This is a genomic window from Paenarthrobacter sp. PPS72 (assembly GCF_048537125.1).
Taxonomy (GTDB): Bacteria; Actinomycetota; Actinomycetes; order Actinomycetales; family Micrococcaceae; genus Arthrobacter; species Arthrobacter nitroguajacolicus_E.
The window spans coordinates 56,844-78,197 of sequence record NZ_JBLYIE010000049.1; the positions used below are offsets into that span (position 1 = coordinate 56,844).

A 21,354-nucleotide genomic window follows, 5' to 3' on the forward strand; every position below is an offset into this window, starting at 1 on the left:
CATGACCGACGAATTCTCCGTTGAAAGCGTCTATGCCGAGCTTCTGGGCCGCGCCCCGGAAAACAAGATGGAGCCGCGCCTTGCTCCGTTGTTCCGTGCCATGGACGTGCTGGGGGAGCCGAACAAGGCTTACCCGATCATCCACATCACCGGCACCAACGGCAAAACGTCCACGGCCCGCATGATCGAAGCCGGTCTGCGTGCCCACGGACTGAGCACGGGCCGTTACACCAGCCCGCACCTGTCCAAGGTGACGGAGCGCATCAGCATTGACGGCGAGCCCGTGCCGGACGCAACGTTCGTGCGTATCTGGGACGAGATCCGCCCTTACCTCGAAATCGTGGACAGCGAGCTCGTTGCCGACAACCAGCCGCGGCTGACCTACTTCGAATGCCTGACCATTCTTGGCTTTGCTGTGTTCGCTGATCAGCCTGTTGATGTTGCCGTGATGGAAGTTGGCTTGGGAGGCATCACCGATGCCACCAACGTTGGTGACGGCCAAGTCTCAGTGATCACGCCGATTTCCCTGGACCACACGGATCTTTTGGGCGACACCACCGAGGACATCGCCTACGAGAAGTCCGGCATCATCAAGCCCGGTGGCTTCCTCGTGAGCGCCGCCCAGCCCGTAGATGCGGCCCAGGTCCTCCTGGAGAAGGCGCGCGAAGTGGACGTGCCGTTCCGATTCGAAGGCGTTGAGTTCGGTGTAGAGTCCCGCAGCGTTGCTGTGGGTGGCCAGGTCCTGACCATCCAGGGACTCGCCGGCCGCTACGAAGACCTGCTGCTGCCGTTGCATGGTGCCCACCAGGCCGAGAATGCAGCTGTCGCCGTCGCGGCCTTGGAAGCATTCTTCGGTGGGGGAGAGAGGGAACTCGACGCCGAGGTCCTCAAGGAAGCCTTTGGCACCGTGACTTCGCCCGGCCGGCTCGAAGTTGTGCGCACCGCCCCCACGGTCGTGGTGGATGCTGCGCACAATCCTGACGGCATCCGTGTCTCCTCCGAAGCGATCCAGGAGGCCTTCAGCTTCAGCAAGCTGGTGGTTGTTGTTGGCGTTCTTCGGGAGAAGGATGCGGAGGAGATCCTGAAGACCCTCAAGGAATCTCTGGGCGGCCTCGCCGAGGAATTCTGCTTCACCCAATCCAACTCAGCGCGTGCTGTTCCGGCAGCGGAACTGGCCGAACTTGCCGTCGACCTCGGTTTCGGCGAGGACAACGTCCACATCGCCGAGAAGCTGGACGATGCCTTGGAATGGGCTGTGGAGCGCGCCGAATCCAACGACGACCTCGCCGGCGGTGTCCTGGTGACGGGTTCCATCACCGTGGTGGCCGAGGCAAGGATCCTGCTCGGAAAGGCGAGTGCCTAGTATGGCGAAGATGACCAAAGCCCAGCGCGAATGGCGGCCCGGCATGCCCAGGAAGCGACGGTCCACCAAGGTGATGTTCGCTTCCACTGTGCTCCTGCTTGAAGCCTTTGTGGCCTTCTTCGGCACGCTGGCGGTCTTCGGCCTGAGGCGTGGGGAAGTTGACCCCGGCATCATTCTGGGGGTTGGCATAGCGCTGACGGTGGTGCTGGTTTTGGCGTGCGCCGTTCTGTCCAGGCCCTGGGGTATCGGGCTTGGTTGGGGACTGCAGCTGGTGCTGATCCTGACGGGCTTCGCCGAACCCACCATGTTCATTGTGGGGATTCTGTTTGCCATCTGCTGGTGGTACGGGATCCGGACCGGCATGCGGATCGACCGCGAGGTGGCCCAACGGGACCGCGAGCAAGCGGAATGGGACGCAGCCCACGGTGACCAGGCTGGCCCGCAAACCCCGTAAACTGGCTGGGAAAACCACCGAACACAAGCCACTGAACATTCACAGTGGAGAACAATCACATTGGAGCAACTGTGAGCATTGAACGGACCCTTGTCCTGGTCAAGCCCGACGGCGTCGCCCGCAACCTGGGTGGAAGCATCCTCGCCCGGATCGAAGCCAAGGGCTACACGCTGGCGGAGCTGAAGAAGGTCAACGCTACCCGCGAACTGCTGGAGCAGCATTACGAGGAACACGTGGGCAAGCCGTTCTACGAGCCTCTGGTTGAGTTCATGCTCAGTGGGCCTGTTATCGCGGCGGTCTTCGAAGGCCACCGCGTGATCGAAGGTTTCCGCTCGCTGGCCGGAACCACGGATCCGACGACGGCGGCACCGGGCACCATCCGCGGCGACTTCGGCCGCGACTGGGGTCTGGCAGTCCAGCAGAACCTCGTTCACGGTTCCGACTCGGTCGACTCTGCTGAACGTGAAATCAAGATCTGGTTCGAGGGCTAAACCCGCCTCACCCGAGACAACAGTTAGGCCAGTGTTCTTCGTGAACATTGGCCTTAACTGTTATCTCGCGAGCGGTGGTTCTACGCCGTCGAGGGAACAAAGAGGTGGATGAAGGAGAAGAAGATCGTGGCGATCACGGCGATATACAGCAGGGCAACGATGATCCATCCCGATCCGGACAAAAGCTTCACCAGTGCCGGTGGCGCCTTGATGACCCCGGTAGTGATATTGCGGATGCTCACCCAGACGAACAGCGGGATCATGGCTGCCCACACCACCATGCAGAATGGGCACAGCACATGGATGACGTAGAGGGCCTGGGACCAAAGCCACACAACGAAGGCAAAACCAAGGGTCACGCCCGCTTGTAGGCCCAGCCAGTATCCACGTGAGTACTTGGCTCCCGCGAGAATGCCCACGGCCGTAGTGATAATGACAGCGAAGGCGACGATGCCGATGAACATGTTGGGGAACCCGAACACCGAGCTTTGGGGTGTCTGCATCACGGCGCCGCAGGAGACAAAGGGATTCACATCGCACACAGTTACGTAGTTGGGATCTTTGAGCACCTCAAGTTTCTCCAAAACCAAGGCACCGGAAGCCAGCCAGCCGATAACTCCGGTGATCAACAGCAGCCACGCGAAAGGCTTCTCGCGGAGCGTTGAGGGCAGGGAATTCTGCTGGGGAGAGACGTCATCCACGCGGCTTGTGGTTTGATTGGCCAGGTTCTCCCTGGCGGTGCTTGGCATCGCGGCTGTGATCCTTTTCGACAAATGGCCCGGCAAGCCGGGAAGGGCTCTTGGGAGATTGTAACTCTGAAGGCTGGGCGCCGGCCCTAGCTTGTGCGCGGAGCTCCACGACACAGCGACCTACCTTGGAATGTGCAGCGGTGTGAGAGAATGAACATGGCCGGGAGTCGATCCACATTCGAATTCCGGTCTGGTGACTTTGTTCCCAAGACCGCCAGTATGAGCTGGGCATGCCCGGATCACGTGATCCTCGGTAGGCCCGCCGTGACAATGGACGGCACCTGGTTGTGGCAGCAGAACAACGGGTTTCAGAATAAAGCCGCCGGCCTTCCAGGGCTGCCGCACCCCAATGCTGGTGCGAACCGGGAGGAATACTGCCGACTTCTGTCAACGCCTGCGGGTTTTGACAATATTTGCTCCACTGGGGGCCGGATGTGGCGGCGTCGCTGGGGCAGGAGTGTTGCCATATATGGATAATGACCAGGTTGTAGCCGTTAATGACGAGGCAGCTCCCGCGGAAACTGCGGAAGCGCCCAAAAAAGTTACCAGGACGCGACGCAAGGCAGCGCCCAAGGTTGCTGCTGACGCAGAGGCCCCCGCTGTTGAGGCGTCTACCCAGGAAGCGGCCGCTGAGCCTGCCGCAGCACCGGTACGCCGCACCCGTTCGCGCAAGAAGGCAGAGCCCACCGAAACACTTCCGGGTCTGGGCGACGAAGCCACTGCCACGGCGGAAGTCGCTGTCGCGGCTGAAGCCGCAGAAACCCGGCCTGAAGCCGCGGCCGAGCCGGCCCCCGAAAAGCCGGTCCGCCGTCGTCGTGCTGCCAAGCCCAAGGCCGAGGCTGTAGAAGCTGCTCCTGTTGCGCAAGCCGTTGCTGAAACCACGACGCCGGAAGCTCCCTCCCAGCCTGAAGCCCCTGCTGCTGAGGTAGCAGCAGAGGAGCCCGTGTCTGAAGAGGTGGCTGCCGAAGAGGCCGCTCCCGCAGCCTCCACTTCCCTGTTCATGGAGCCGGTTTCCATCACGTCCATGATCTTCCAGGCCCCGGACCTCACCACCGTTCCCCGCGTAGCCACGGTGGGGGAGAAGGTCGAAGAGCCCGAAGAAGAAACCGAAGCCAGCGCCGAAGGCGATCTGGAAGAGTCAGGCAGCCGCCGTCGTCGCAGGAGTCGTGGCCGCCGTGGTCGCCGCGGAACCGAGCGCGACGAGAACGAAGCGGAAGAAGGCCCCGAGTCCGAGGACGATGAAGCTCCGGCCGTGGAAGCCCTCGAAGAAGGCGTCACGTCACGTCGTCGTCGCCGCCGCCGCCGCGGAGATCAGGATATCGAACTGACCGGTGGCTCCGACGATGATCCGCCCAACACCGTCACCCGCGTGCGCGCGCCCCGCCCCATTACGGAAACCGCACCCTCCAACCGCGTCACAGGCGTCAAGGGTTCCACCAGGTTGGAGGCCAAGAAGCAGCGCCGCCGCGAATCCCGTGAAACGGGTCGCCGCCGCCAGGTCATCACCGAGGCCGAGTTCCTTGCCCGCCGCGAATCGGTGGACCGCCAGATGATCGTCCGCCAGCGCGACGACAGAATACAGATCGGGGTCCTGGAAGACGGTGTGCTGGCTGAGCACTTCGTGTCCAAGACCCAGCAGGACTCCCTGATCGGCAATGTGTACTTGGGCAAGGTCCAGAATGTGCTGCCCTCCATGGAAGCTGCGTTCGTGGACATCGGACGCGGCCGCAATGCCGTCCTGTACGCCGGTGAAGTCAACTGGGATGCAGTCAACCTCGAAGGCCAGCCGCGCCGGATCGAGAACGCTTTGAAGTCCGGCGACTCCGTGCTGGTCCAGGTGACCAAGGATCCCGTGGGCCACAAGGGCGCCCGCCTCACCAGCCAGATCTCCCTGCCTGGCCGCTACCTGGTGTACGTGCCCGGTGGTTCCATGACAGGCATCTCGCGCAAGCTGCCCGACGTCGAACGTAACCGCCTCAAGCGAATCCTGAAGGACCGCTTGCCGGAAAACGCCGGCGTCATTGTTCGCACAGCCGCTGAGGGTGCGTCGGAGGAAGAACTCACGCACGATATCAACCGTCTGCGTGCACAGTGGGAAGGCATTGAAGGACAGGCCTCGTCCACCAAGGTCTTGGCTCCGGAGCTGCTCTACGGCGAACCTGACCTCACCATTAAGGTGGTTCGTGACGTCTTCAATGAGGACTTCTCGAAGCTGATCGTCTCCGGCGACGACGCTTGGGACACCATTGAGGCCTACGTGACCTACGTTGCCCCTGACCTGGTGGGCCGCCTTGAAAAGTGGACCAAGGACCAGGACATCTTCGCTGCTTGGCGCATTGACGAGCAGATCCACAAGGCCCTGGAGCGGAAGGTCTTCCTGCCCTCCGGCGGTTCCTTGGTCATTGACCGCACCGAGGCCATGACCGTGGTGGACGTCAACACCGGCAAGTTCACAGGCAGTGGCGGAAACCTCGAAGAAACGGTCACCAAGAACAACCTTGAAGCGGCCGAAGAAGTTGTTCGCCAGCTTCGCCTCCGCGATATCGGTGGCATCATCGTCATCGACTTCATCGACATGGTTCTTGAATCCAACCGCGACCTCGTCTTGCGACGGATGGTGGAATGCCTTGGCCGCGACCGCACCAAGCACCAGGTGGCTGAAGTAACATCCTTGGGCTTGGTCCAGATGACGCGCAAGCGCATGGGTACCGGCCTCCTTGAGGTCTTCGGAGAGCAGTGCGAGCACTGTGCGGGCCGAGGTGTAGTCACGCACGACGAACCCGTTGAACATCGTCGCGCCAATGTTGTGGCTGCTGAACATCACCGCCCGCACACCGAGGCGCAGCAGCCTGCTGCGCGGACAGAGCGCAAACGCCGCCGGGGCAAGGGCGGGGGACCAGCCATTGCCGAGGCCCCCGCGCAGATTCACGCGACGACGCCGGCACCGGCTGCATCGGCGAGCACGCCCGAACCGCAGGATCCTGCCCGGCAAGCCAAGGCTGAGGCAACCAGGGCTGCCTTGGCGACGATTGCCGCCGCAGCGCACGCCGCCCACCTGCACGACGACGAAGTTCATCGCGCAGAGGAGCAGGCACGGGCAGCGGGCCACCACGAGCCAGCCGCCGGCGCTGCATCCGAAACCGCAGAGAGCAGCGAAGCAGCAGCAGCTGCCCGCGATGCAGCAGTCCAGGAAGCAAGGTCTACTCCGGTCCTGCGCTTCGGCGGGGAAGAGGTTGCCTTGCCGTTCGTTGAGCACCATGAGGAACCGCAGGCCGCCAAGCCTGCCATGAGCCTGGATCTCCTGGCCGAAGCGTTCTCGCACCTCGGTGCGGCTCCCGCGCCTGAGGAAAAAGCCGCACCTGTTTCGGCTCCCGCGCCTGCTGAGGCCCCGAAGAATGCTGTTCCGGCACGGGCTGCCGAGGAAGATCCCGAGGCTGCTTCGGCTCCTCGTGGTCGTCGTGGCCGCCGCAACCGAAGCGCAAGCAGGGCTCAGGGTGCCGCCAATGAAACCAGCGTCGAGCACCACGAGGTGACGGCGTCGGCCACTCAAGGATCGTCCCATGAGGCCAAGGCACTTGTAGACAAGGCTCCTGTGGAACCGGCCAAGAAGGCATCAATGGATGAGCCCATCATCCTCGGCGTTGGAGTTCCTGCTTCCGAGCTCTAATCGCGGCGAACAAGTTGAAAAGGACCCTGCGCAACCTGCCGAACGGCGGATAGTGCGGGGTCCTTCCGCGTCCTCGCTGCAATCCACGCATGGGCTGCGTTCTGAGTCACATCCGGGCGTCGGCGTGGCCCGGTTCCCGCACCACGCTGCTTCCCGGCTACGCTTGGGGACTGACACGGGGTGCCTGGCGTTGGGCCAGGCTGAGATCCAGACCCGTTGAACCTGTCCGGTTAGCACCGGCGAAGGGATGTCTTCATGACTGCATCAACAACCTCATCGGTTTACCCCCTCAAGACCTCCAACGTTTCGTCTTGGGGCCAGCCGGTTCCACGCGTTTTGAGTATTGCCGGCTCGGATCCTTCAGGCGGCGCTGGAATTCAGGCGGACCTGAAGAGCATCGCGGCGCTGGGTGGGTACGGTATGGCTGCCATCACGGCACTTACCGCGCAAAACACCGTGGGGGTCAGTGCCGTCCACGTTCCGCCTGCCCACTTCCTGCGCCAGCAGTTGGACGCTATCAGCAGCGACATCACCATTGATGCCGTCAAGATCGGAATGCTCGGCGACGCTGCTGTCATTGACGAGGTCCGGAGCTGGCTCGAAGTGGTGCGTCCCGCCGTCGTGGTCCTTGATCCTGTGATGGTGGCCACCAGTGGTGATCGGCTGCTGCGGGAGTCCGCAGAGAAGGCCTTGCGTTCGCTGCTCCCTCTGGCTCATCTGATCACCCCGAACCTTCCTGAGCTTGCCATGTTGCTGGGGGAGCCCGAGGCAGCAGACTGGGCTACGGCGCTGGACCAAGGAAAGCGGCTGGCGGCAGAGTTCGGAAATACGGTCTTGGTCAAGGGGGGCCACCTGCCGGGGCCGGAATGCCCCGATGCGCTGGTGAACACCGGCGGGCTGTTGTCCCGGGACGTGGTGGAAGTAGCAGGTCCCCGAGTAGCAACGCGGAACAGTCATGGTACGGGGTGCTCCCTGTCGTCCGCCCTGGCCACAGTTCAAGCGCGGACAGGTGACTGGGAGGTTTCCCTGCGTGAAGTGAAGCCGTGGTTGCTGGGGGCGTTGACTGCCTCCGACGCGCTCCAGGTAGGTCAGGGGAACGGGCCTGTGAACCACCTCCACCATTTCCGCCCGGCCGCCGGGCCGGGCGCTTTCGCCTCGGCCTTGTGGAAGGAAGCCGTTCCGGAACTTGAATCCATTTACGGACTCCCGTTTATTCAGGGACTCCAATCCGGTGAGCTCCCGGAACGTGATTTCAATTACTACCTTGCCCAGGACGCCATCTATCTCAACGGCTACTCCAGGGTATTGGCACGCGCTGGCGCACTGGCCCCCACGGAGGAAGAACAACTGTTCTGGGCCAAGGCATCACAGCAATGCCTGGAGGTCGAATCGGAGTTGCACAGGAACTGGTTGAGTACCCGGGAGGCCTCAACGGGCACCGGGCCGGTCACCAGGTCCTACGTGGACCACTTGCTGGCAACCTCTGCTTCCGGCAGCTACGCCATGGTGCTCGCGGCGATTCTGCCTTGTTACTGGTTGTACGCCGAGGTGGGCCAGCGGCTTCATGCGGCCTACCAAGACGCCGGTGCTCCCGCAGACCATGCCTATGCGGAGTGGCTGAAGACTTACGCCGATGAGGACTTTGCCGCGGCGACACGGAAAGCGATCAACTTCACGGATGCAGCGGCGTTGTCGGCTTCTGCTCCCGAACTGGTGGCCATGATGGATGCCTTCACACAGTCCTGCCGCTACGAAACAGCGTTCTTCGATGCTCCTAGGCTGTTTGCGTAGGCTTCCGCCGGCCATGTTCAGCAACTATCCCCGGGACGCAAATAAGGGCCGCTTGCAGGACGCGTCCGCGCCTCGCCGGCTGAATCGCGTTAATCTCGCCCAAACCCTGTAGGCTGTATGGGCACGGTGCCGGGAGAGTCCGTTACAAATGGTGGCGCAAGTCACGAGGTAGCCTCCGGACCCGGCCTCATTTGCAGCTGAAGGTCAAACTAGCGTAATCTTGATCTTCGGTGCTTACGCCAACACTTGGGTTATGCCCCTTGGAATTGTTCATGGGATGACTCGCGGACTTCGATCAGAAGTCCACGGCGTTGAGGCACAGCGCGAACCAGGCCTGATTCCGGTCCAAGGTTCCGCACGCAAATTTTGTAATAAACGTCGAGAGAAGTGAGTACCCAAGTGGTGTACGCGATTGTCCGCGCAGGCGGCCGCCAAGAAAAAGTTTCCGTTGGAGACTACGTAACGCTGAACCGCGTCCCCGGTGGTGCCGGTAGCACGCTTGAGCTGCCCGCATTGCTCCTGGTTGACGGCGAGAAGGTCACCTCCGCAGCTGCGGAACTGGCCAACGTCAAGGTCACGGCTGAGATCCTCGAGGACCTCCGTGGTCCGAAGATCGTCATCCAGAAGTTCAAGAACAAGACCGGCTACCGGAAGCGTCAGGGTCACCGTCAGGAACTGACCAAGATCAAGATCACCAGCATCGCGTAACGTTCGTTACCCGCTGTTCAGGTTTTTCAGTTTCCCCAGAAATTTAGAGGCAGGCATTTCACATGGCACACAAAAAAGGCGCGAGTTCCACTCGCAACGGTCGTGACTCCAACGCTCAGTACCTGGGCGTCAAGCGTTTCGGTGGTCAGGTAGTTTCCGCTGGCGAGATCATCGTTCGCCAGCGTGGAACCCACTTCCACCCCGGTGCAGGCGTCGGTCGCGGTGGCGACGACACCCTGTTCGCACTTCAGGCCGGTGCGGTTGAGTTTGGTACTCGCCGCGGCCGTCGCGTAGTGAACATTGTTGCTGCTGCAGCTGCAGAGTAACAACAAGTTCTGAACCGGTGGAGGGGGGGGGGGGGGGGGGGGGGGGGGGGAAAGGGGGGGGAAGAAAGGGGGGGGGGGGGGGGGGGAAGGCGACAGCACGTGCCCCCTTGTTTTTTTTTTTCTCCTTTCCCCCCCGAACAAAGAAAACCCCCCCCCCCCCAACCCCCCCTCCCCCCCACCCCCCCCCCACAACCCCTCCCCAACCTGTTGAACCCCCCCAACCCCCCCCCTCCACCGTTCTTTTAACCGCATTACAATCGACTAGGGCGCTTTAGCGTACTGGTTTTTGCAACAACGCTGGCAACAGCAATAAACGCTGTAAGACAGCAACTGAGGAGATTCACGTGGCGAGCTTTGTAGACCGGGTAGTCCTGCACGTATCCGGCGGAACCGGCGGCCACGGCTGTGTCTCTGTCAAGCGGGAGAAGTTCAAGCCGCTCGGCGGCCCCGACGGCGGCAACGGCGGCAACGGTGGCGATGTCATCCTCCGCGTATCTGCCCAGACTACAACCCTGCTTGACTACCACCACGCTCCCCACCGCCACGCCACCAACGGTGGCCCCGGCATGGGTGACTGGCGTGGTGGCAAGAACGGTGAAACCCTGATTCTTCCCGTCCCCGATGGCACAGTGGTCAAGACCAAAGACGGCGAAGTCCTGGCCGACCTCGTTGGCGAAGGTACTGAATACATTGCAGCCGCCGGCGGTCAGGGCGGCCTCGGCAACGCATCCCTTTCATCCCAGAAACGTCGGGCGCCGGGCTTTGCGCTGCTGGGCATTGAAGGTGAATCCAGTGACATTGTCCTGGAACTGAAGTCCATCGCAGACATCGCGCTGGTTGGTTTCCCTTCTGCCGGCAAATCCAGCCTCATTGCAGCCATGTCTGCTGCCCGGCCAAAGATCGCCGATTACCCCTTCACTACCCTCATTCCCAACCTTGGCGTGGTGCAGGCAGGCGAGGTCCGCTTCACTATTGCCGACGTTCCCGGCCTGATCGAAGGCGCGAGCGAAGGCAAGGGCCTGGGCCACAACTTTCTGCGCCACGTAGAGCGCTGTGCGGCACTGGTTCACGTCCTTGATTGCGGAACCCTTGAATCAGACCGCGATCCTCTCTCCGACCTCGCCATCATTGAGGCCGAGCTGGAGAAGTACGCAGTAGACATGAGCTACGCCGGTGTTGACGGCGAAGTGGTGCCCCTGAACGAGCGTCCCAAGCTGGTAGTGCTCAACAAGGTGGATCTTCCCGATGGCAAGGACATGGCCGAGTTCGTCCGTCCTGACCTCGAAGCCCGTGGATACCGGGTTTTTGAAGTATCGGCAACGAGCCACGAAGGTTTGCGTCAGCTCGGCTTTGCCATGGCTGAAATCGTCAAGGCAGCGCGTGATGCCGTTCAAACTGCGCCTCCCAAGGTGGCACCCCCCGTCCTGCGTCCGCGTGCGGTCAACGAGTCCGGCTTCAAGATCCGCCGCGAGGAGAAGAACCTCGAGCCCCTGTTCCGCGTTTTGGGCGAGAAGCCTGTGCGCTGGGTCAAGCAGACCGACTTCACCAACGAAGAAGCCATTGGCTACCTCGCCGACCGCCTTGCCAAGCTTGGTGTTGAAACAGAGCTCTTCAAGGTTGGCGCCAAGCCCGGGGATACTGTGGTCATCGGTGAAGACGATGGCGTGGTGTTCGATTGGGAGCCCACCATGATGGCCGGCGCGGAGCTTCTGGCAACCCCCCGGGGTACCGATATCCGCGTTGCTGACATTGGCGACCGCCCCACACGTTCACAGAAGCGCGATGAGCAGATCGAACGCCGCGAAGCCAAGGCCGCTGCGAGGGCTGAGCTCGAGGCTGAACGCAAGGCCGGCATTTGGACTGAATCCGTCAGTGGTCGCCGCGCCCAGGCAGTGAAGGAAAGCCACCTGGATTCCGGTGATGACGACTAGGACCGTCGACGCTCCCGATATAGCTGAGGGGCTCGAGCGCCAGGCCCTTGCCACCGCCAAGCGGATTGTTGTCAAAGTGGGGTCGTCCTCGCTGACCAGCATCAAGGGAGGGATCTCCGAGAAGTCCCTCACAGGACTGGTCAATGCCCTCGCTGAAAAGCGCAATGCCGGGACAGAGATCATCCTGGTGTCCTCGGGTGCCATTGCGGCGGGGCTTGCACCGTTGGGTCTCGCCAAGCGGCCCAAGGATCTGGCCACGCAGCAGGCCGCCGCCAGTGTGGGGCAGGGGCTCCTGATGGCACGGTACACACAGGCCTTCAGTGCCCATGGTGTAACAGTCAGCCAGGTTCTGCTGACCGCCGATGACCTCATGCGCCGGACGCAACACACCAATGCCTTCCGTGCCTTGGATCGGCTGCTGAACCTCGGAGTAGTTCCGGTAGTCAATGAGAACGACACCGTGGCCACGCACGAGATCCGCTTCGGGGACAATGATCGTCTCGCCGCTTTGGTGGCGCACCTCGTTCGCGCCGATGCGCTGGTGTTGCTCTCCGACGTCGACGCCCTCTACGACGGGCCCCCGGCCCAAGGTGCCCAACGCATTCCGCTGGTTCGAGGCCCGCAGGACCTCGAAGACGTGACCATTGGCAAAGCAGGTAAGGCCGGCGTAGGAACCGGCGGCATGTTGACCAAAGTGGAGGCCGCATCCATTGCCGCCGGCTCGGGTATCCATGCCCTGGTTACGTCCACGGCAAACGCTGCGGCGGCTTTGGCCGGCGAGGATGTTGGAACGTGGTTCGCCGTGAACGGCAATCGCAAGCCGGTCCGCCTCCTCTGGCTGGCGCACTTGGCGACGGTTCACGGCCGCTTAATGCTCGACGACGGCGCGGTGAAAGCCGTGCGCGACCGGCACAGGTCACTCCTGCCTGCAGGAATTTCGGACATCAGTGGTGATTTCGAGGCGGGCGATCCCGTCGAGATGGTTGCCCATGACGGAACGGTGGTTGCGCGCGGCCTGGTGAACTACTCTTCGGAGGAACTCCCGCGAATGCTGGGCCGCACAACACAGGAGCTCGGTCAGGCCATGGGCCGCGGCTATGACCGCGAAGTTGTTCATGTTGACGATCTGGTGCTACTCAGGGCGGCGCGCTCATCTAAACTTGGAGCATGACTGAAGCACTGACCCCTGACGCCCCTGTGATCTCCGACGTATCCGGTACCGCCGGCCAGACGCCGGAGAACCCTGCGGCGGGTGGTGTGCCGTTGTCACCGGAAGACGTCCAGGCAGCCGTTCATGCCGTAGCGGACCGTTCCCGGAAGGCTGCCCGCCGCATGGGGCAGGCAAACCGCGCTTGGAAGGACCGTGCTTTGCGTGCCATCGGAACTGCCTTGTTGGAGAACCGGAAGCACGTGCTGGATGCCAATGCCAAGGATGTAGCTGTGGGACGCGGCAACGGCACGTCAGCGGCACTGCTGGATCGCCTGACTCTGACTCCCTCCCGCATTGACGGTTTGGTTGCCGCCTTGGAAAACCTGGCCGGCCTGCCCGATCCCGTGGGAAACGTGGTCCGTGGGCAAACACTTCCGAACGGGCTGCGCCTGCGCCAGGTGAATGTTCCCATGGGCGTTGTGGCCGCCATTTACGAGGCCCGGCCCAACGTCACGGTAGACATCGCAGGCCTGGCACTTAAGAGCGGCAACGCAGTAATCCTTCGGGGAGGTTCTGCCGCTGCACACACCAACGAGGCCTTGGTTCAGATCCTTCGTGAAGCGCTGGACTCCGTCGGCCTGCCCGCGGATGCAGTGCAGAGCGTTGACCAGTACGGCCGCGAAGGGGCAAATGTGCTGATGCGGGCTCGTGGTCGGGTGGATGTCCTTATTCCCCGCGGAGGACGTGATCTCATTCAGGCAGTTGTGACTAACTCGGCCGTGCCGGTCATTGAAACCGGTGAAGGCAATGTCCACATCTTCATTGACGAGTCCGCAAATGAAGAGATGGCCGTGGAGATCCTCCTCAATGCCAAAACGCAGCGCCCCAGCGTGTGCAACACGGTGGAAACCCTGCTGGTGCATTCCGGCGCCACTGTATTGCCTGCCGTTGCCAAAGCACTGCGTTCAGCCGGTGTCACCCTCCATGTGGACGATCGGGTGGCCGCTGCCCTGGGGGAGGACGTTGAAACCGTTCCCGCTGACGATGACGATTGGGCCACCGAATACATGGACCTCGATCTCGCGGTGGCTATGGTGGACAGCCTGGATGAGGCAGTGAACCACATCCGCACCTGGACAACCGGCCACACGGAAGCGATCCTCACGAACAACCTGGCGAACGCCGAGAAATTCATTGCGGACGTTGATTCTGCGGCCGTGATCGTCAATGCCTCCACCCGGTTCACAGACGGTGGTGAGCTCGGTCTCGGGGCCGAAGTGGGCATTTCTACCCAGAAGTTGCACGCCCGGGGTCCCATGGGCCTCACGGAACTGACCACCACCAAGTGGATCGTCCAGGGTGAGGGCCAGGTCCGCGCCTAGCAACGCGGTAACATAGAACAGAAGTCCGGAACGGTGGGGAGTCCCGCCGTCGAAAATCCTTTGAGAACCAACTAGGGGAGAAGATGCTGTTTCAGCAGATCGCCACGTCCATTGCCGCCCAAACTGAAGGCGGCCAAGAGGAACTCGCTCCGCTGTGGGCTGAGCCGTGGGTCTTCGGCGTAGTGATGTTCGGCCTCATGCTGGTTCTCCTGTTTGTCACCCTCTCCTACACCAACCTTGGCAACCGTCACGAGGCTGTTGAAGAGCACTCCGATCCGCACCGCCAGCACCCGAACAAGCACACGCACGGCCAAGGCCACTAACATTATCGCCGCAACACCGCGTGGGGAGGCGGGGCGCAGGCTCCGGCTGGGCGTGATGGGTGGAACATTTGATCCCATTCATCACGGCCACCTTGTGGCTGCCAGTGAAGTGGCCGCCAAGTTCGGCCTTGACGAAGTGGTTTTCGTACCTACGGGCCAGCCTTGGCAGAAGTCGCACAAGCTGGTCAGCAGGCCCGAACACCGTTATCTGATGACGGTCATCGCCACGGCTTCGAATCCCAGGTTCACGGTAAGCCGGGTAGATGTTGATCGTCCGGGCCCGACGTTCACCATTGACACGCTTCGCGATCTCCGCGCAGAGCGTCCTGACGCTGACCTTTTCTTCATTACCGGTGCAGATGCCTTGGCGCAGATCCTTTCGTGGAAGGATGTGGACGAGTTGTGGTCTTTGGCCCATTTCGTCGGCGTCACCCGCCCCGGACATGAACTGCACGACATGGGCAGGGACGATGTCAGCCTGTTGGAGGTCCCCGCGATGGCGATCTCCTCCACGGATTGCAGGACCCGCGTCGGTGCCGGGAATCCGGTCTGGTACCTCGTACCTGACGGAGTGGTGCAATACATCGCCAAATATGGACTGTATGCGGCGCCGGCAAACACAGCGGATCTGGCACCAGCACTGTCCGGATCAGACGACCAAGCACGTACTGAATGAGTTTTGAATGAGCAGCCAGGACCAGCGACCCATCCGCAGCAGGCGTGAGCTTCGCCGTGCCCGGGAAGAGCACCCCGAGGCCCGGCAAGTAGACACGGCCCCGCCCGCGGATGTAGAAAACGTTCCTTACGCCGACCGCCCTAACGGCCGCAACCGGCGCGCCGCCGATGTTCCCGTGGACGCCGTTGGGGCAGCAGCCCAGGAACGGTCCTCCCAGATCCGTGCCCGCGATCGTGCAGCGCTGCGCACCATCAAGGAGCTGGCCGACAAAGAGGAGCAGCTCTCCGGCGGAGGTCCGCCCACGCGTCGCCAGCTGCGTCTCCAGCAACTTCAGGCTGAAGTTGCCACTTCCATGAACCCCATAATCCCGGCGGCAGCGCCTGGAGAAGACGCAGGCCAGCCGGAGGCCGCCAAGCCCCAAGCTTCCAGGCCCCAGCCTTCCAGGCCCGAGGCTGGCAAGCCTTCCCGTCAGAAAGCCCCCGGCGCTACGTCCACCACAATGGACCCTGAAGGAAGCAACACAGCCCCTGCGGAGTCCGAAATGTCGGTGGAGCAGGCGCTTGCAGTCCGGCAGCTGATCGCCGCACAGGTAGAGAACCAGACTGCCAAGCTGGAACACATTGCCGAGCAGGACCCGTTGGCTGTTGACCCCGAGGTTCTCGCGCAGCAGATCGCCCTCGCCGAGCGTGCTGCCGTGCTGAACAAGCGTGCTGCCGCCAAGCAGAAGCTTGCTGAGAAGACGCAGGCGGAAGCCGGCAAGAACACGCCGGAGCCCGGCAGGGGCCCTTCGGATTCCGGGGCAGACGGGAAGTCGCCGGCCGCTACGGCAGGTCCTTCCACGGCTAACAACCTCGCGATGGTGACTCCCCTGGAGTTTGTCAAGATGCCGGGGATCGAACGTCCTGTCATGAAGCGCCCCAGCACTACGTTTGTGCCGCTGGTGACCTCGGCCGGGCCCAAGCTAGACGCCGGACAGGCTCCGGCCAAGAAGCCGGTTTCCCGCGGCCGCGCCGGGGTTCTTGCCCGGGCAGAAGCGGTGGCGAAGTCGGTTCGTCAGTCTCCTGCGGCTGCGTCGGAGGCCGGCGAAGAATCCCAGCAGCGGCCCCCGGTTTCGGCCAGTGCGGCCTATGGCCTTGACCCCTTGGATGCCAACACAGCCGGCCTGGCCCGGGCGCAACGCAACAGGTTGCTGCAGTTCGCCGTACTGGCGTTGGGCATCGTGGCACTTATTGTCGGCATCATCATGATCACCAGCGGCTAATTCCGCTGAACAATGGCTCACGCCAAACATAGGCCACTGGCCACAACAAGGAGTACCCGTGTCTGCACATGAACAATCCATCACCCTCGCCCGTCACGCTGCGCGTGCCGCGGCAGACAAGCTTGCCGAGGACATCGTCGCCTTGGACGTCAGTGAGCGTTTGGCACTTACCGACGTCTTCCTGATTGCATCCGCTCCCACAGAGCGCCAGGTAAATGCCATTGTTGACGGCATCGAGGAGGAACTGATGAAGCAGGACCTTCGTCCCGTGCGCCGCGAGGGCCGCTCGGAAGGCCGTTGGGTCCTCTTGGACTACGCGGACATTGTTATCCACGTCCAGCATGCTGAAGATCGCGTGTTCTACGCCTTGGAACGACTCTGGAAGGACTGCCCTGTGGTGGACCTCGAATTGGGTGACGACGCTTCTGCCAAGGCTGTCTCCTCTGAGGATTCGGAGCACTAGGAACAGACCCAGCCGAAATATGTCCGATTTGGAATTTTCGGATGTGCTGTTCTAAGATATTTGAGTTGCTTCGGCGCGGATGGCCGAAAGGCGGACCGCGAAGCAGCAAGAATATGGGGCTGTGGCGCAGCTGGTAGCGCACCTGCATGGCATGCAGGGGGTCAGGGGTTCGAGTCCCCTCAGCTCCACCATCAAGGTCCTGTTTGCTTCATGAATCCCATGGAGCAGGCAGGGCCTTTTTCATACTTCGAAGCGCAGAACCCATGGCTAGCGGATCGGTTCCGGCAGTAACGCCGGCAACATAAACTCCCACATCTGTTCGATCCTCAACATCACATCTTCACGTGATGTCAGGACGTCAGAGACCATTTGAACGCCGGTGAAGGACGCTATCAGGTACCTCGCAAAGGCTGCTGAGTCCAGGTCGGGGCGAACGGCGCCATCCGCCGCCGCCTGCTGCAGCAGTTGCTCCGCTGTCCTGATCCAGTCCTGGTACGGGCCTGAGACGTCAGCATCGAAGGCGGAGGCTTCAAAGGTGAGTCGGATGCCTCCCTGGACCACCGGTTCATCCAGAAGTTGTTGCCCGAACATCATGCAAAGTCCCATGAGTCGTTCCAAGGCCGGGGCGCCTGAAGCCAGTATCTCCGCGCCCGCGGCCAAAACGACGGCGTGCTGCTCCTCTATGACAGCCAAAGCCAGCTCCCGCTTCGACGTGAAATGGAAGTAGAGCGCGCCCTTCGTCACGCCTGCGCGCTTGGTGATATCGGTCAGGCTGGCATTCCCATAGCCAACTTCCGCGAAAACCCGGGCAGCGCCTTCGATGACGGAAAGGCGGGTGTCTTTCGCACGTTGCTGCATTGCTGGCGGGGGGCCTCTCAGATCAGGCGGGAGGCGGCGGAAGGGACCGCCGTCGAGACTCCACAACGCTACCACCGCGGACTGATCGCTTCCGCCCCCTAAAACCGACTGAACGGTTTGGTTTTAGGCCCAGGAGATTCTAGACTTCAGGAGGAGCCGCTCTGCTTTCGCGGGTGGCATCAGCGCAGCTGGCATTGGGGGGAGGTGCGGTGGAGTATTCCAGCGCACCTCGGCTGCGGACTACCACCACCGGACGTCGCGCGGCGTGATGCGGCTCACGTTCCTGCGATTTCGCTTCTCATGGGAAAGTGGTTAGTATTGACGAGTTGCTTCGGCGGGAAGAGAAATCGAGCCGCTTGCAGCAATAGAAACTGCAGTATAAATCCGGGGCTGTGGCGCAGCTGGTAGCGCACCTGCATGGCATGCAGGGGGTCAGGGGTTCGAGTCCCCTCAGCTCCACTTCGGTAGAAAGACCCCGCTCAACGAGCGGGGTCTTTTTTATGGGCTGTTGGTCAGTCGGGGCTAGTCGGGCGACCGCGCAAATTCGGCGCCGCTGACGAACTCGACGCCTTGGAAGGGCTGCTCGCCGACAACGTGGGCGTTGTGGCCCGGCGGGATGGTGTAGGAATCGCCGGCGGAAATGCTGATCTTGCCGCCGTCATTGGTTTCTACTTCCAATTGGCCGGAAAGGCAGAACCCAACGTGGCTCAATTCGCAGGAATCCGTACCAACCACGGGCTTGATGCAGTCGGCCCAGGTCCAGCCTGGTTCAAAGGTCATACGGCCGATTGTGTAATCTCCCACGGTGACGAGGTCCAGCACAGTCTTTTCGGGCCGCCTCGTTTCGTCGGGAGAGTTGTGGGACTTTACTTCAAGGTTCGTGACAACATTGACACTCATGGCTTCTCACAGAGGAAGGGGAGCCCAATGAGGGTGGATCCCGGTGCCTGGCTCCAGGGGTCGCCGTGACCTGTGCCTGCCCCTTGGTTCATGTCCAACCGAAGGCATGGCAGGTGTTTGCATCGTGCAAGCACTAGGTTCCTCCCAAGCCTCCTCAAAGTCGAGACAGTTATGCATGGAAAAGGCATGAAAGTGAGAACCGCACCGTGACGGCTAAGGATGTTGAAGCGCTCTTGGGTACGTTGAGCAGGCTTCCTGACGTCGAAGCGGAGAACCTGCAGGCATTCGATGCCACAGACGGACTTCTGCTTGACACGGCAACGGATGTGGTTGGCCCCGACACCAACGTGGTTGTCATTGGCGACCGCTATGGCGCATTGACGTTGGGTGCGTCGGCCGGGCTCGGCGTCGGGCATGTACGAGTCCACCAGGACCTTGTCACTGGAAGGCTTGCGCTGAGGCGCAATGCCGTATCGGCCGGCTTGGATGGTCGCTTCACCGAGTATGAACTCGACCGGGAACTCCTGGCGGGCGCTGAAGTGGTGCTTTTGCAGTTGCCTAAATCGCTGGCCGAGTTGGAGGAAATCGCCGACGCCGTAGCCCGGTTTGCAGCGCCGCATGCGGTCCTGCTCGCCGGAGGCCGCGTAAAGCACATGACGCTTGGCATGAACGAGGTGCTGGAGCGTTACTTCTCATCAGTCCGACCGCAGCTTGCCAGGCAGAAGTCCCGGGTGCTCATGGCATCGAACCCCAAACCAGCGCCCGGCGAGCAACCCTTCCCGGTGGTGGAGTCGCTGCCGGAACTGGGGATCACGGTGTGCGCTCATGGTGCTGCTTTCTCCGGCGCCCGTTTGGACATAGGTACGCGTTTCCTGCTGACGTTCCTGGATCGTATGCCGGCATCAAGGACCGCGGTGGACCTGGGCTGCGGAACCGGTATCCTTGCCACGATGTATGCGCTTCACCACCCGGATGCCCGCGTCGTCGCCACTGACCAGTCAGCGGCAGCCGTTGCTTCAGCAAGGGCTACAACGGCTGCAAACGGGTTGGGACAGAGGGTGGCAGTGATCCACGACGACGCCATGTCCACTCTTGAGCCGGGCAGCGCTGACCTCATTTTGCTGAACCCGCCGTTTCACCTTGGTTCCAGTGTGCATGCCGGTGCTGCGCTGAAGATGTTCCAGGCCGCAGCCCGGGTGCTTGCTCCTGGGGGAGAGCTGTGGACCGTCTACAACAGTCATTTGCAGTATCGCTCCGCCTTGGAGCGGAATATAGGGCCAACGGTCGAGGAAGGCCGGAACCCGAAGTTCACGGTGACCCGCAGCCGAAAGTCCTGAGCGCAGCCATCATGGGCTGACGGAAAGGCAAAGGCGCATACAATTCAGAGTCATCGTTACCAAGCCCTGACCCCGGAGCCAGCGTGTGCTCGTATCCGAAGCGACGGCGGTATCGTACGATTCAGACAAAGACCGACTTCGACGAAGTTCATCCCAATGACGAGGGGCATCAGTGACTGAGATCCGGCAGCCGACACCGAGGCGCGGAACCAACCTTCCCCGCATGGGGGACTTCAACCTGACTGTCATCCTGGAGGCAATCCGGCGCTCATCCGGCGGACTCAGCCGCGTTGAGCTGGCTCAGATCGTAGGCCTTTCCCCACAGACAATTTCGAATATCTCCCGTCGCCTCCTGGATCAGCAACTGATCGTGGAGGCCGGCAAGGAAGGCTCGGGTCCTGGCAAGCCCAGGACCATCCTGCGCCTCAACCCCGCCGGAATGTACGCCGTGGGCGTGCATCTTGACCCGGCAGTCATCACTTTTGTTGTTCTCGACCTATTGGGCGAGGTCGTCAGGCACTCGCGGATGGCGACTCCGGGCGGTGACCCGGCCGACGTGATCACCAGCATCGCCAAAGAGATCAATGTGCTCATCGAAGAGTCAGGGGTCGATGCTTCCAAGATTGCAGGGCTCGGTGTTGCGGTCCCCGGCCCGATCGACCTCGACGAAGGCTCCGTGGTGGAGCCGCCCCTCCTGACGCGATGGAACCGAGTCCGCATCCGTGAGGCTTTGGCCGAGGCCACCGGCATGGAAACGCTGGTGGACAAGGACGTGACAAGTGCGGCGGTGGCGGAGACCTGGGCAGGAGGTGCCAGCGGGGCCGGCAGTTTCGTGTTCATGTACATGGGAACCGGCATCGGCTGCGGCATCGTGCTCAACGACGAAGTTGTACGCGGAACTTCCGGCAACGCAGGCGAAATCGGCCACATCGTGGTGGACCCCGATGGTCCAAAGTGTGATTGTGGACTGCATGGCTGCGTCAAGTCATCCTGTATTCCGCAGGTGCTGGTGGCCGAGGCGGAAGCGGCCGGTGTGCTTGATGGCCACAGGGAAGGGGCTGACGGTCCCGAAGTCCAGGAACGCTATGCCGCGCTGTGCGACAAAGCCGATGAAGGCGACGCCAAAGCCATTGCCATCCTGGACAAGTCCGCCACGCTGGTGGCACGCGCGGTTTCCATAGTGACCAACACGCTGGACGTGGAGCGCGTCGTCTTCGGCGGTCCGTTCTGGGGGCGGATGTCCCCGTACTTCCTGGAACGCGTGCCGGATTTACTGGACAAGAACAACGCGGCCCGCATGATCCATGACCTCGAAGTCGTAGGGACCGGTGTAGGCGAAGACGTTGGCGCTATTGGTGCCGCTTGCCTGGTTTTGGAGCACATGCTGGCTCCGCGTGCGCAAAGGCTCCTGCTGGAAGGCTAGTTCGACCTGGAAGGCTAGTTCGACGCAGGACAGCTGAATATCCACAAGGCTCAGCCACGTCGCATGGGTGTCACGGTGAAGTATGGGGGCTGTAGGCACGT

Annotated in this window: 19 protein-coding genes, 2 tRNA genes and 1 riboswitch; of the genes, 18 read left to right on the plus strand and 3 right to left on the minus strand. The window is 62.0% G+C overall.

Annotation, left to right across the window (positions count from 1 at the left end; all coding sequences use genetic code 11):
• Window position 1 precedes the first annotated feature (1 nt).
• From ACLRGI_RS17900 to ndk, 3 genes are all read left to right on the plus strand, one after another.
• Window positions 2–1,363, plus strand: coding sequence for a bifunctional folylpolyglutamate synthase/dihydrofolate synthase (locus tag ACLRGI_RS17900; protein ID WP_419202905.1), 1,362 nt, complete (start codon window positions 2–4; stop codon window positions 1,361–1,363).
• A 1-nt stretch (window position 1,364) separates the two neighbouring features.
• Complete coding sequence (locus ACLRGI_RS17905) at window positions 1,365–1,817, plus strand: DUF4233 domain-containing protein (protein ID WP_419202906.1); 453 nt, start codon at window positions 1,365–1,367, stop codon at window positions 1,815–1,817.
• Window positions 1,818–1,888: 71 nt separating this feature from the next.
• Window positions 1,889–2,308 carry a nucleoside-diphosphate kinase gene (gene ndk / locus ACLRGI_RS17910; RefSeq protein WP_014922034.1) on the plus strand — a complete coding sequence of 140 codons (420 nt, stop codon included), beginning with the start codon at window positions 1,889–1,891 and terminating at the stop codon, window positions 2,306–2,308.
• 80 nt (window positions 2,309–2,388) lie between these two features.
• On the opposite strand, the gene ACLRGI_RS17915 is transcribed toward ndk, so the two are convergent.
• On the minus strand, window positions 2,389–3,057 hold the full coding sequence (locus tag ACLRGI_RS17915) for a vitamin K epoxide reductase family protein (RefSeq protein ID WP_419202907.1): 669 nt from the start codon (window positions 3,055–3,057) through the stop codon (window positions 2,389–2,391).
• 469 nt (window positions 3,058–3,526) lie between these two features.
• Here ACLRGI_RS17915 and ACLRGI_RS17920 point away from each other — a divergent pair, with 469 nt between their 5' ends.
• The 12 genes from ACLRGI_RS17920 (at window position 3,527) to ACLRGI_RS17975 (ending at window position 16,926) form a co-directional block, all read left to right on the plus strand.
• Entirely contained in the window at window positions 3,527–6,724 is a 3,198-nt protein-coding gene (locus ACLRGI_RS17920) for an Rne/Rng family ribonuclease (protein ID WP_419202908.1), read from the plus strand.
• 166 nt (window positions 6,725–6,890) lie between these two features.
• Window positions 6,891–6,989: riboswitch (TPP riboswitch) on the plus strand.
• On the plus strand, window positions 6,980–8,515 hold the full coding sequence (thiD, locus tag ACLRGI_RS17925; RefSeq protein ID WP_419202909.1) for a bifunctional hydroxymethylpyrimidine kinase/phosphomethylpyrimidine kinase: 1,536 nt from the start codon (window positions 6,980–6,982) through the stop codon (window positions 8,513–8,515). (Overlaps the previous riboswitch by 10 nt.)
• Window positions 8,516–8,914: 399 nt before the next feature.
• Complete coding sequence (gene rplU, locus ACLRGI_RS17930; RefSeq protein ID WP_024816904.1) at window positions 8,915–9,223, plus strand: 50S ribosomal protein L21; 309 nt, start codon at window positions 8,915–8,917, stop codon at window positions 9,221–9,223.
• A 62-nt stretch (window positions 9,224–9,285) separates the two neighbouring features.
• The gene (rpmA, locus tag ACLRGI_RS17935) at window positions 9,286–9,549 is read left to right on the plus strand and encodes a 50S ribosomal protein L27 (RefSeq protein WP_003803426.1); all 264 of its coding nucleotides are present in this window, start codon (window positions 9,286–9,288) and stop codon (window positions 9,547–9,549) included.
• A gap of 344 nt (window positions 9,550–9,893) precedes the next feature.
• Entirely contained in the window at window positions 9,894–11,480 is a 1,587-nt protein-coding gene (obgE, locus tag ACLRGI_RS17940) for a GTPase ObgE (RefSeq protein WP_159733986.1), read from the plus strand.
• The gene (gene proB, locus ACLRGI_RS17945) at window positions 11,470–12,651 is read left to right on the plus strand and encodes a glutamate 5-kinase (RefSeq protein WP_419202910.1); all 1,182 of its coding nucleotides are present in this window, start codon (window positions 11,470–11,472) and stop codon (window positions 12,649–12,651) included. Before obgE ends, proB begins: the two co-directional genes overlap by 11 nt.
• Window positions 12,648–14,012, plus strand: a complete 1,365-nt coding sequence (locus ACLRGI_RS17950) for a glutamate-5-semialdehyde dehydrogenase (protein ID WP_419202911.1) — start codon at window positions 12,648–12,650, stop codon at window positions 14,010–14,012. Before proB ends, ACLRGI_RS17950 begins: the two co-directional genes overlap by 4 nt.
• Before the next feature lie 83 nt (window positions 14,013–14,095).
• Window positions 14,096–14,335 carry a hypothetical protein gene (locus tag ACLRGI_RS17955; RefSeq protein WP_419202912.1) on the plus strand — a complete coding sequence of 80 codons (240 nt, stop codon included), beginning with the start codon at window positions 14,096–14,098 and terminating at the stop codon, window positions 14,333–14,335.
• A gap of 55 nt (window positions 14,336–14,390) precedes the next feature.
• Complete coding sequence (nadD, locus tag ACLRGI_RS17960; RefSeq protein WP_419202913.1) at window positions 14,391–15,011, plus strand: nicotinate-nucleotide adenylyltransferase; 621 nt, start codon at window positions 14,391–14,393, stop codon at window positions 15,009–15,011.
• A 7-nt stretch (window positions 15,012–15,018) separates the two neighbouring features.
• The gene (locus ACLRGI_RS17965) at window positions 15,019–16,272 is read left to right on the plus strand and encodes a hypothetical protein (RefSeq protein ID WP_419202914.1); all 1,254 of its coding nucleotides are present in this window, start codon (window positions 15,019–15,021) and stop codon (window positions 16,270–16,272) included.
• A 58-nt stretch (window positions 16,273–16,330) separates the two neighbouring features.
• Window positions 16,331–16,735: a ribosome silencing factor gene (gene rsfS, locus ACLRGI_RS17970; RefSeq protein ID WP_419202915.1), complete on the plus strand. Its 405-nt coding sequence runs from the start codon at window positions 16,331–16,333 to the stop codon at window positions 16,733–16,735.
• A 115-nt stretch (window positions 16,736–16,850) separates the two neighbouring features.
• Window positions 16,851–16,926: transfer RNA gene (locus ACLRGI_RS17975), tRNA-Ala, on the plus strand.
• 76 nt (window positions 16,927–17,002) lie between these two features.
• On the opposite strand, the gene ACLRGI_RS17980 is transcribed toward ACLRGI_RS17975, so the two are convergent.
• Window positions 17,003–17,593 (minus strand): ScbR family autoregulator-binding transcription factor, encoded by a 591-nt coding sequence (locus ACLRGI_RS17980; RefSeq protein ID WP_419202916.1) that lies wholly within the window; start codon window positions 17,591–17,593, stop codon window positions 17,003–17,005.
• 386 nt (window positions 17,594–17,979) lie between these two features.
• Between ACLRGI_RS17980 and ACLRGI_RS17985 the strand changes: the two genes are divergently transcribed.
• Window positions 17,980–18,052 (plus strand) — tRNA-Ala (locus ACLRGI_RS17985).
• Between the two features lie 63 nt (window positions 18,053–18,115).
• On the opposite strand, the gene ACLRGI_RS17990 is transcribed toward ACLRGI_RS17985, so the two are convergent.
• A complete protein-coding gene (locus tag ACLRGI_RS17990; RefSeq protein WP_419202917.1) occupies window positions 18,116–18,493 on the minus strand; it encodes a cupin domain-containing protein in 378 nt (125 codons plus the stop codon).
• Between the two features lie 206 nt (window positions 18,494–18,699).
• Between ACLRGI_RS17990 and ACLRGI_RS17995 the strand changes: the two genes are divergently transcribed.
• Together ACLRGI_RS17995 and ACLRGI_RS18000 are read left to right on the plus strand one after the other, a co-directional pair.
• A complete protein-coding gene (locus tag ACLRGI_RS17995) occupies window positions 18,700–19,830 on the plus strand; it encodes a class I SAM-dependent methyltransferase (protein ID WP_419202918.1) in 1,131 nt (376 codons plus the stop codon).
• A 172-nt stretch (window positions 19,831–20,002) separates the two neighbouring features.
• Window positions 20,003–21,253, plus strand: coding sequence for an ROK family transcriptional regulator (locus ACLRGI_RS18000; protein ID WP_419202919.1), 1,251 nt, complete (start codon window positions 20,003–20,005; stop codon window positions 21,251–21,253).
• The last annotated feature ends 101 nt before the right edge of the window (window positions 21,254–21,354 follow it).

Coding starts and splice junctions, on each gene's coding strand:
- ACLRGI_RS17905 (WP_419202906.1), top strand. CDS start 1,365: ATGGCGAAGATGACCAAAGCCCAGCGCGAATGGCGGCCCGGCATGCCC.
- ACLRGI_RS17900 (WP_419202905.1), top strand. CDS start 2: ATGACCGACGAATTCTCCGTTGAAAGCGTCTATGCCGAGCTTCTGGGC.
- ACLRGI_RS17950 (WP_419202911.1), top strand. CDS start 12,648: ATGACTGAAGCACTGACCCCTGACGCCCCTGTGATCTCCGACGTATCC.
- proB (WP_419202910.1), top strand. CDS start 11,470: ATGACGACTAGGACCGTCGACGCTCCCGATATAGCTGAGGGGCTCGAG.
- rpmA (WP_003803426.1), top strand. CDS start 9,286: ATGGCACACAAAAAAGGCGCGAGTTCCACTCGCAACGGTCGTGACTCC.
- ACLRGI_RS17980 (WP_419202916.1), bottom strand. CDS start 17,593: ATGCAGCAACGTGCGAAAGACACCCGCCTTTCCGTCATCGAAGGCGCT.
- ACLRGI_RS17965 (WP_419202914.1), top strand. CDS start 15,019: ATGAGCAGCCAGGACCAGCGACCCATCCGCAGCAGGCGTGAGCTTCGC.
- ACLRGI_RS17955 (WP_419202912.1), top strand. CDS start 14,096: ATGCTGTTTCAGCAGATCGCCACGTCCATTGCCGCCCAAACTGAAGGC.
- ACLRGI_RS17920 (WP_419202908.1), top strand. CDS start 3,527: ATGGATAATGACCAGGTTGTAGCCGTTAATGACGAGGCAGCTCCCGCG.
- nadD (WP_419202913.1), top strand. CDS start 14,391: ATGGGTGGAACATTTGATCCCATTCATCACGGCCACCTTGTGGCTGCC.
- ACLRGI_RS17915 (WP_419202907.1), bottom strand. CDS start 3,057: ATGCCAAGCACCGCCAGGGAGAACCTGGCCAATCAAACCACAAGCCGC.
- ACLRGI_RS17990 (WP_419202917.1), bottom strand. CDS start 18,493: ATGAGTGTCAATGTTGTCACGAACCTTGAAGTAAAGTCCCACAACTCT.
- thiD (WP_419202909.1), top strand. CDS start 6,980: ATGACTGCATCAACAACCTCATCGGTTTACCCCCTCAAGACCTCCAAC.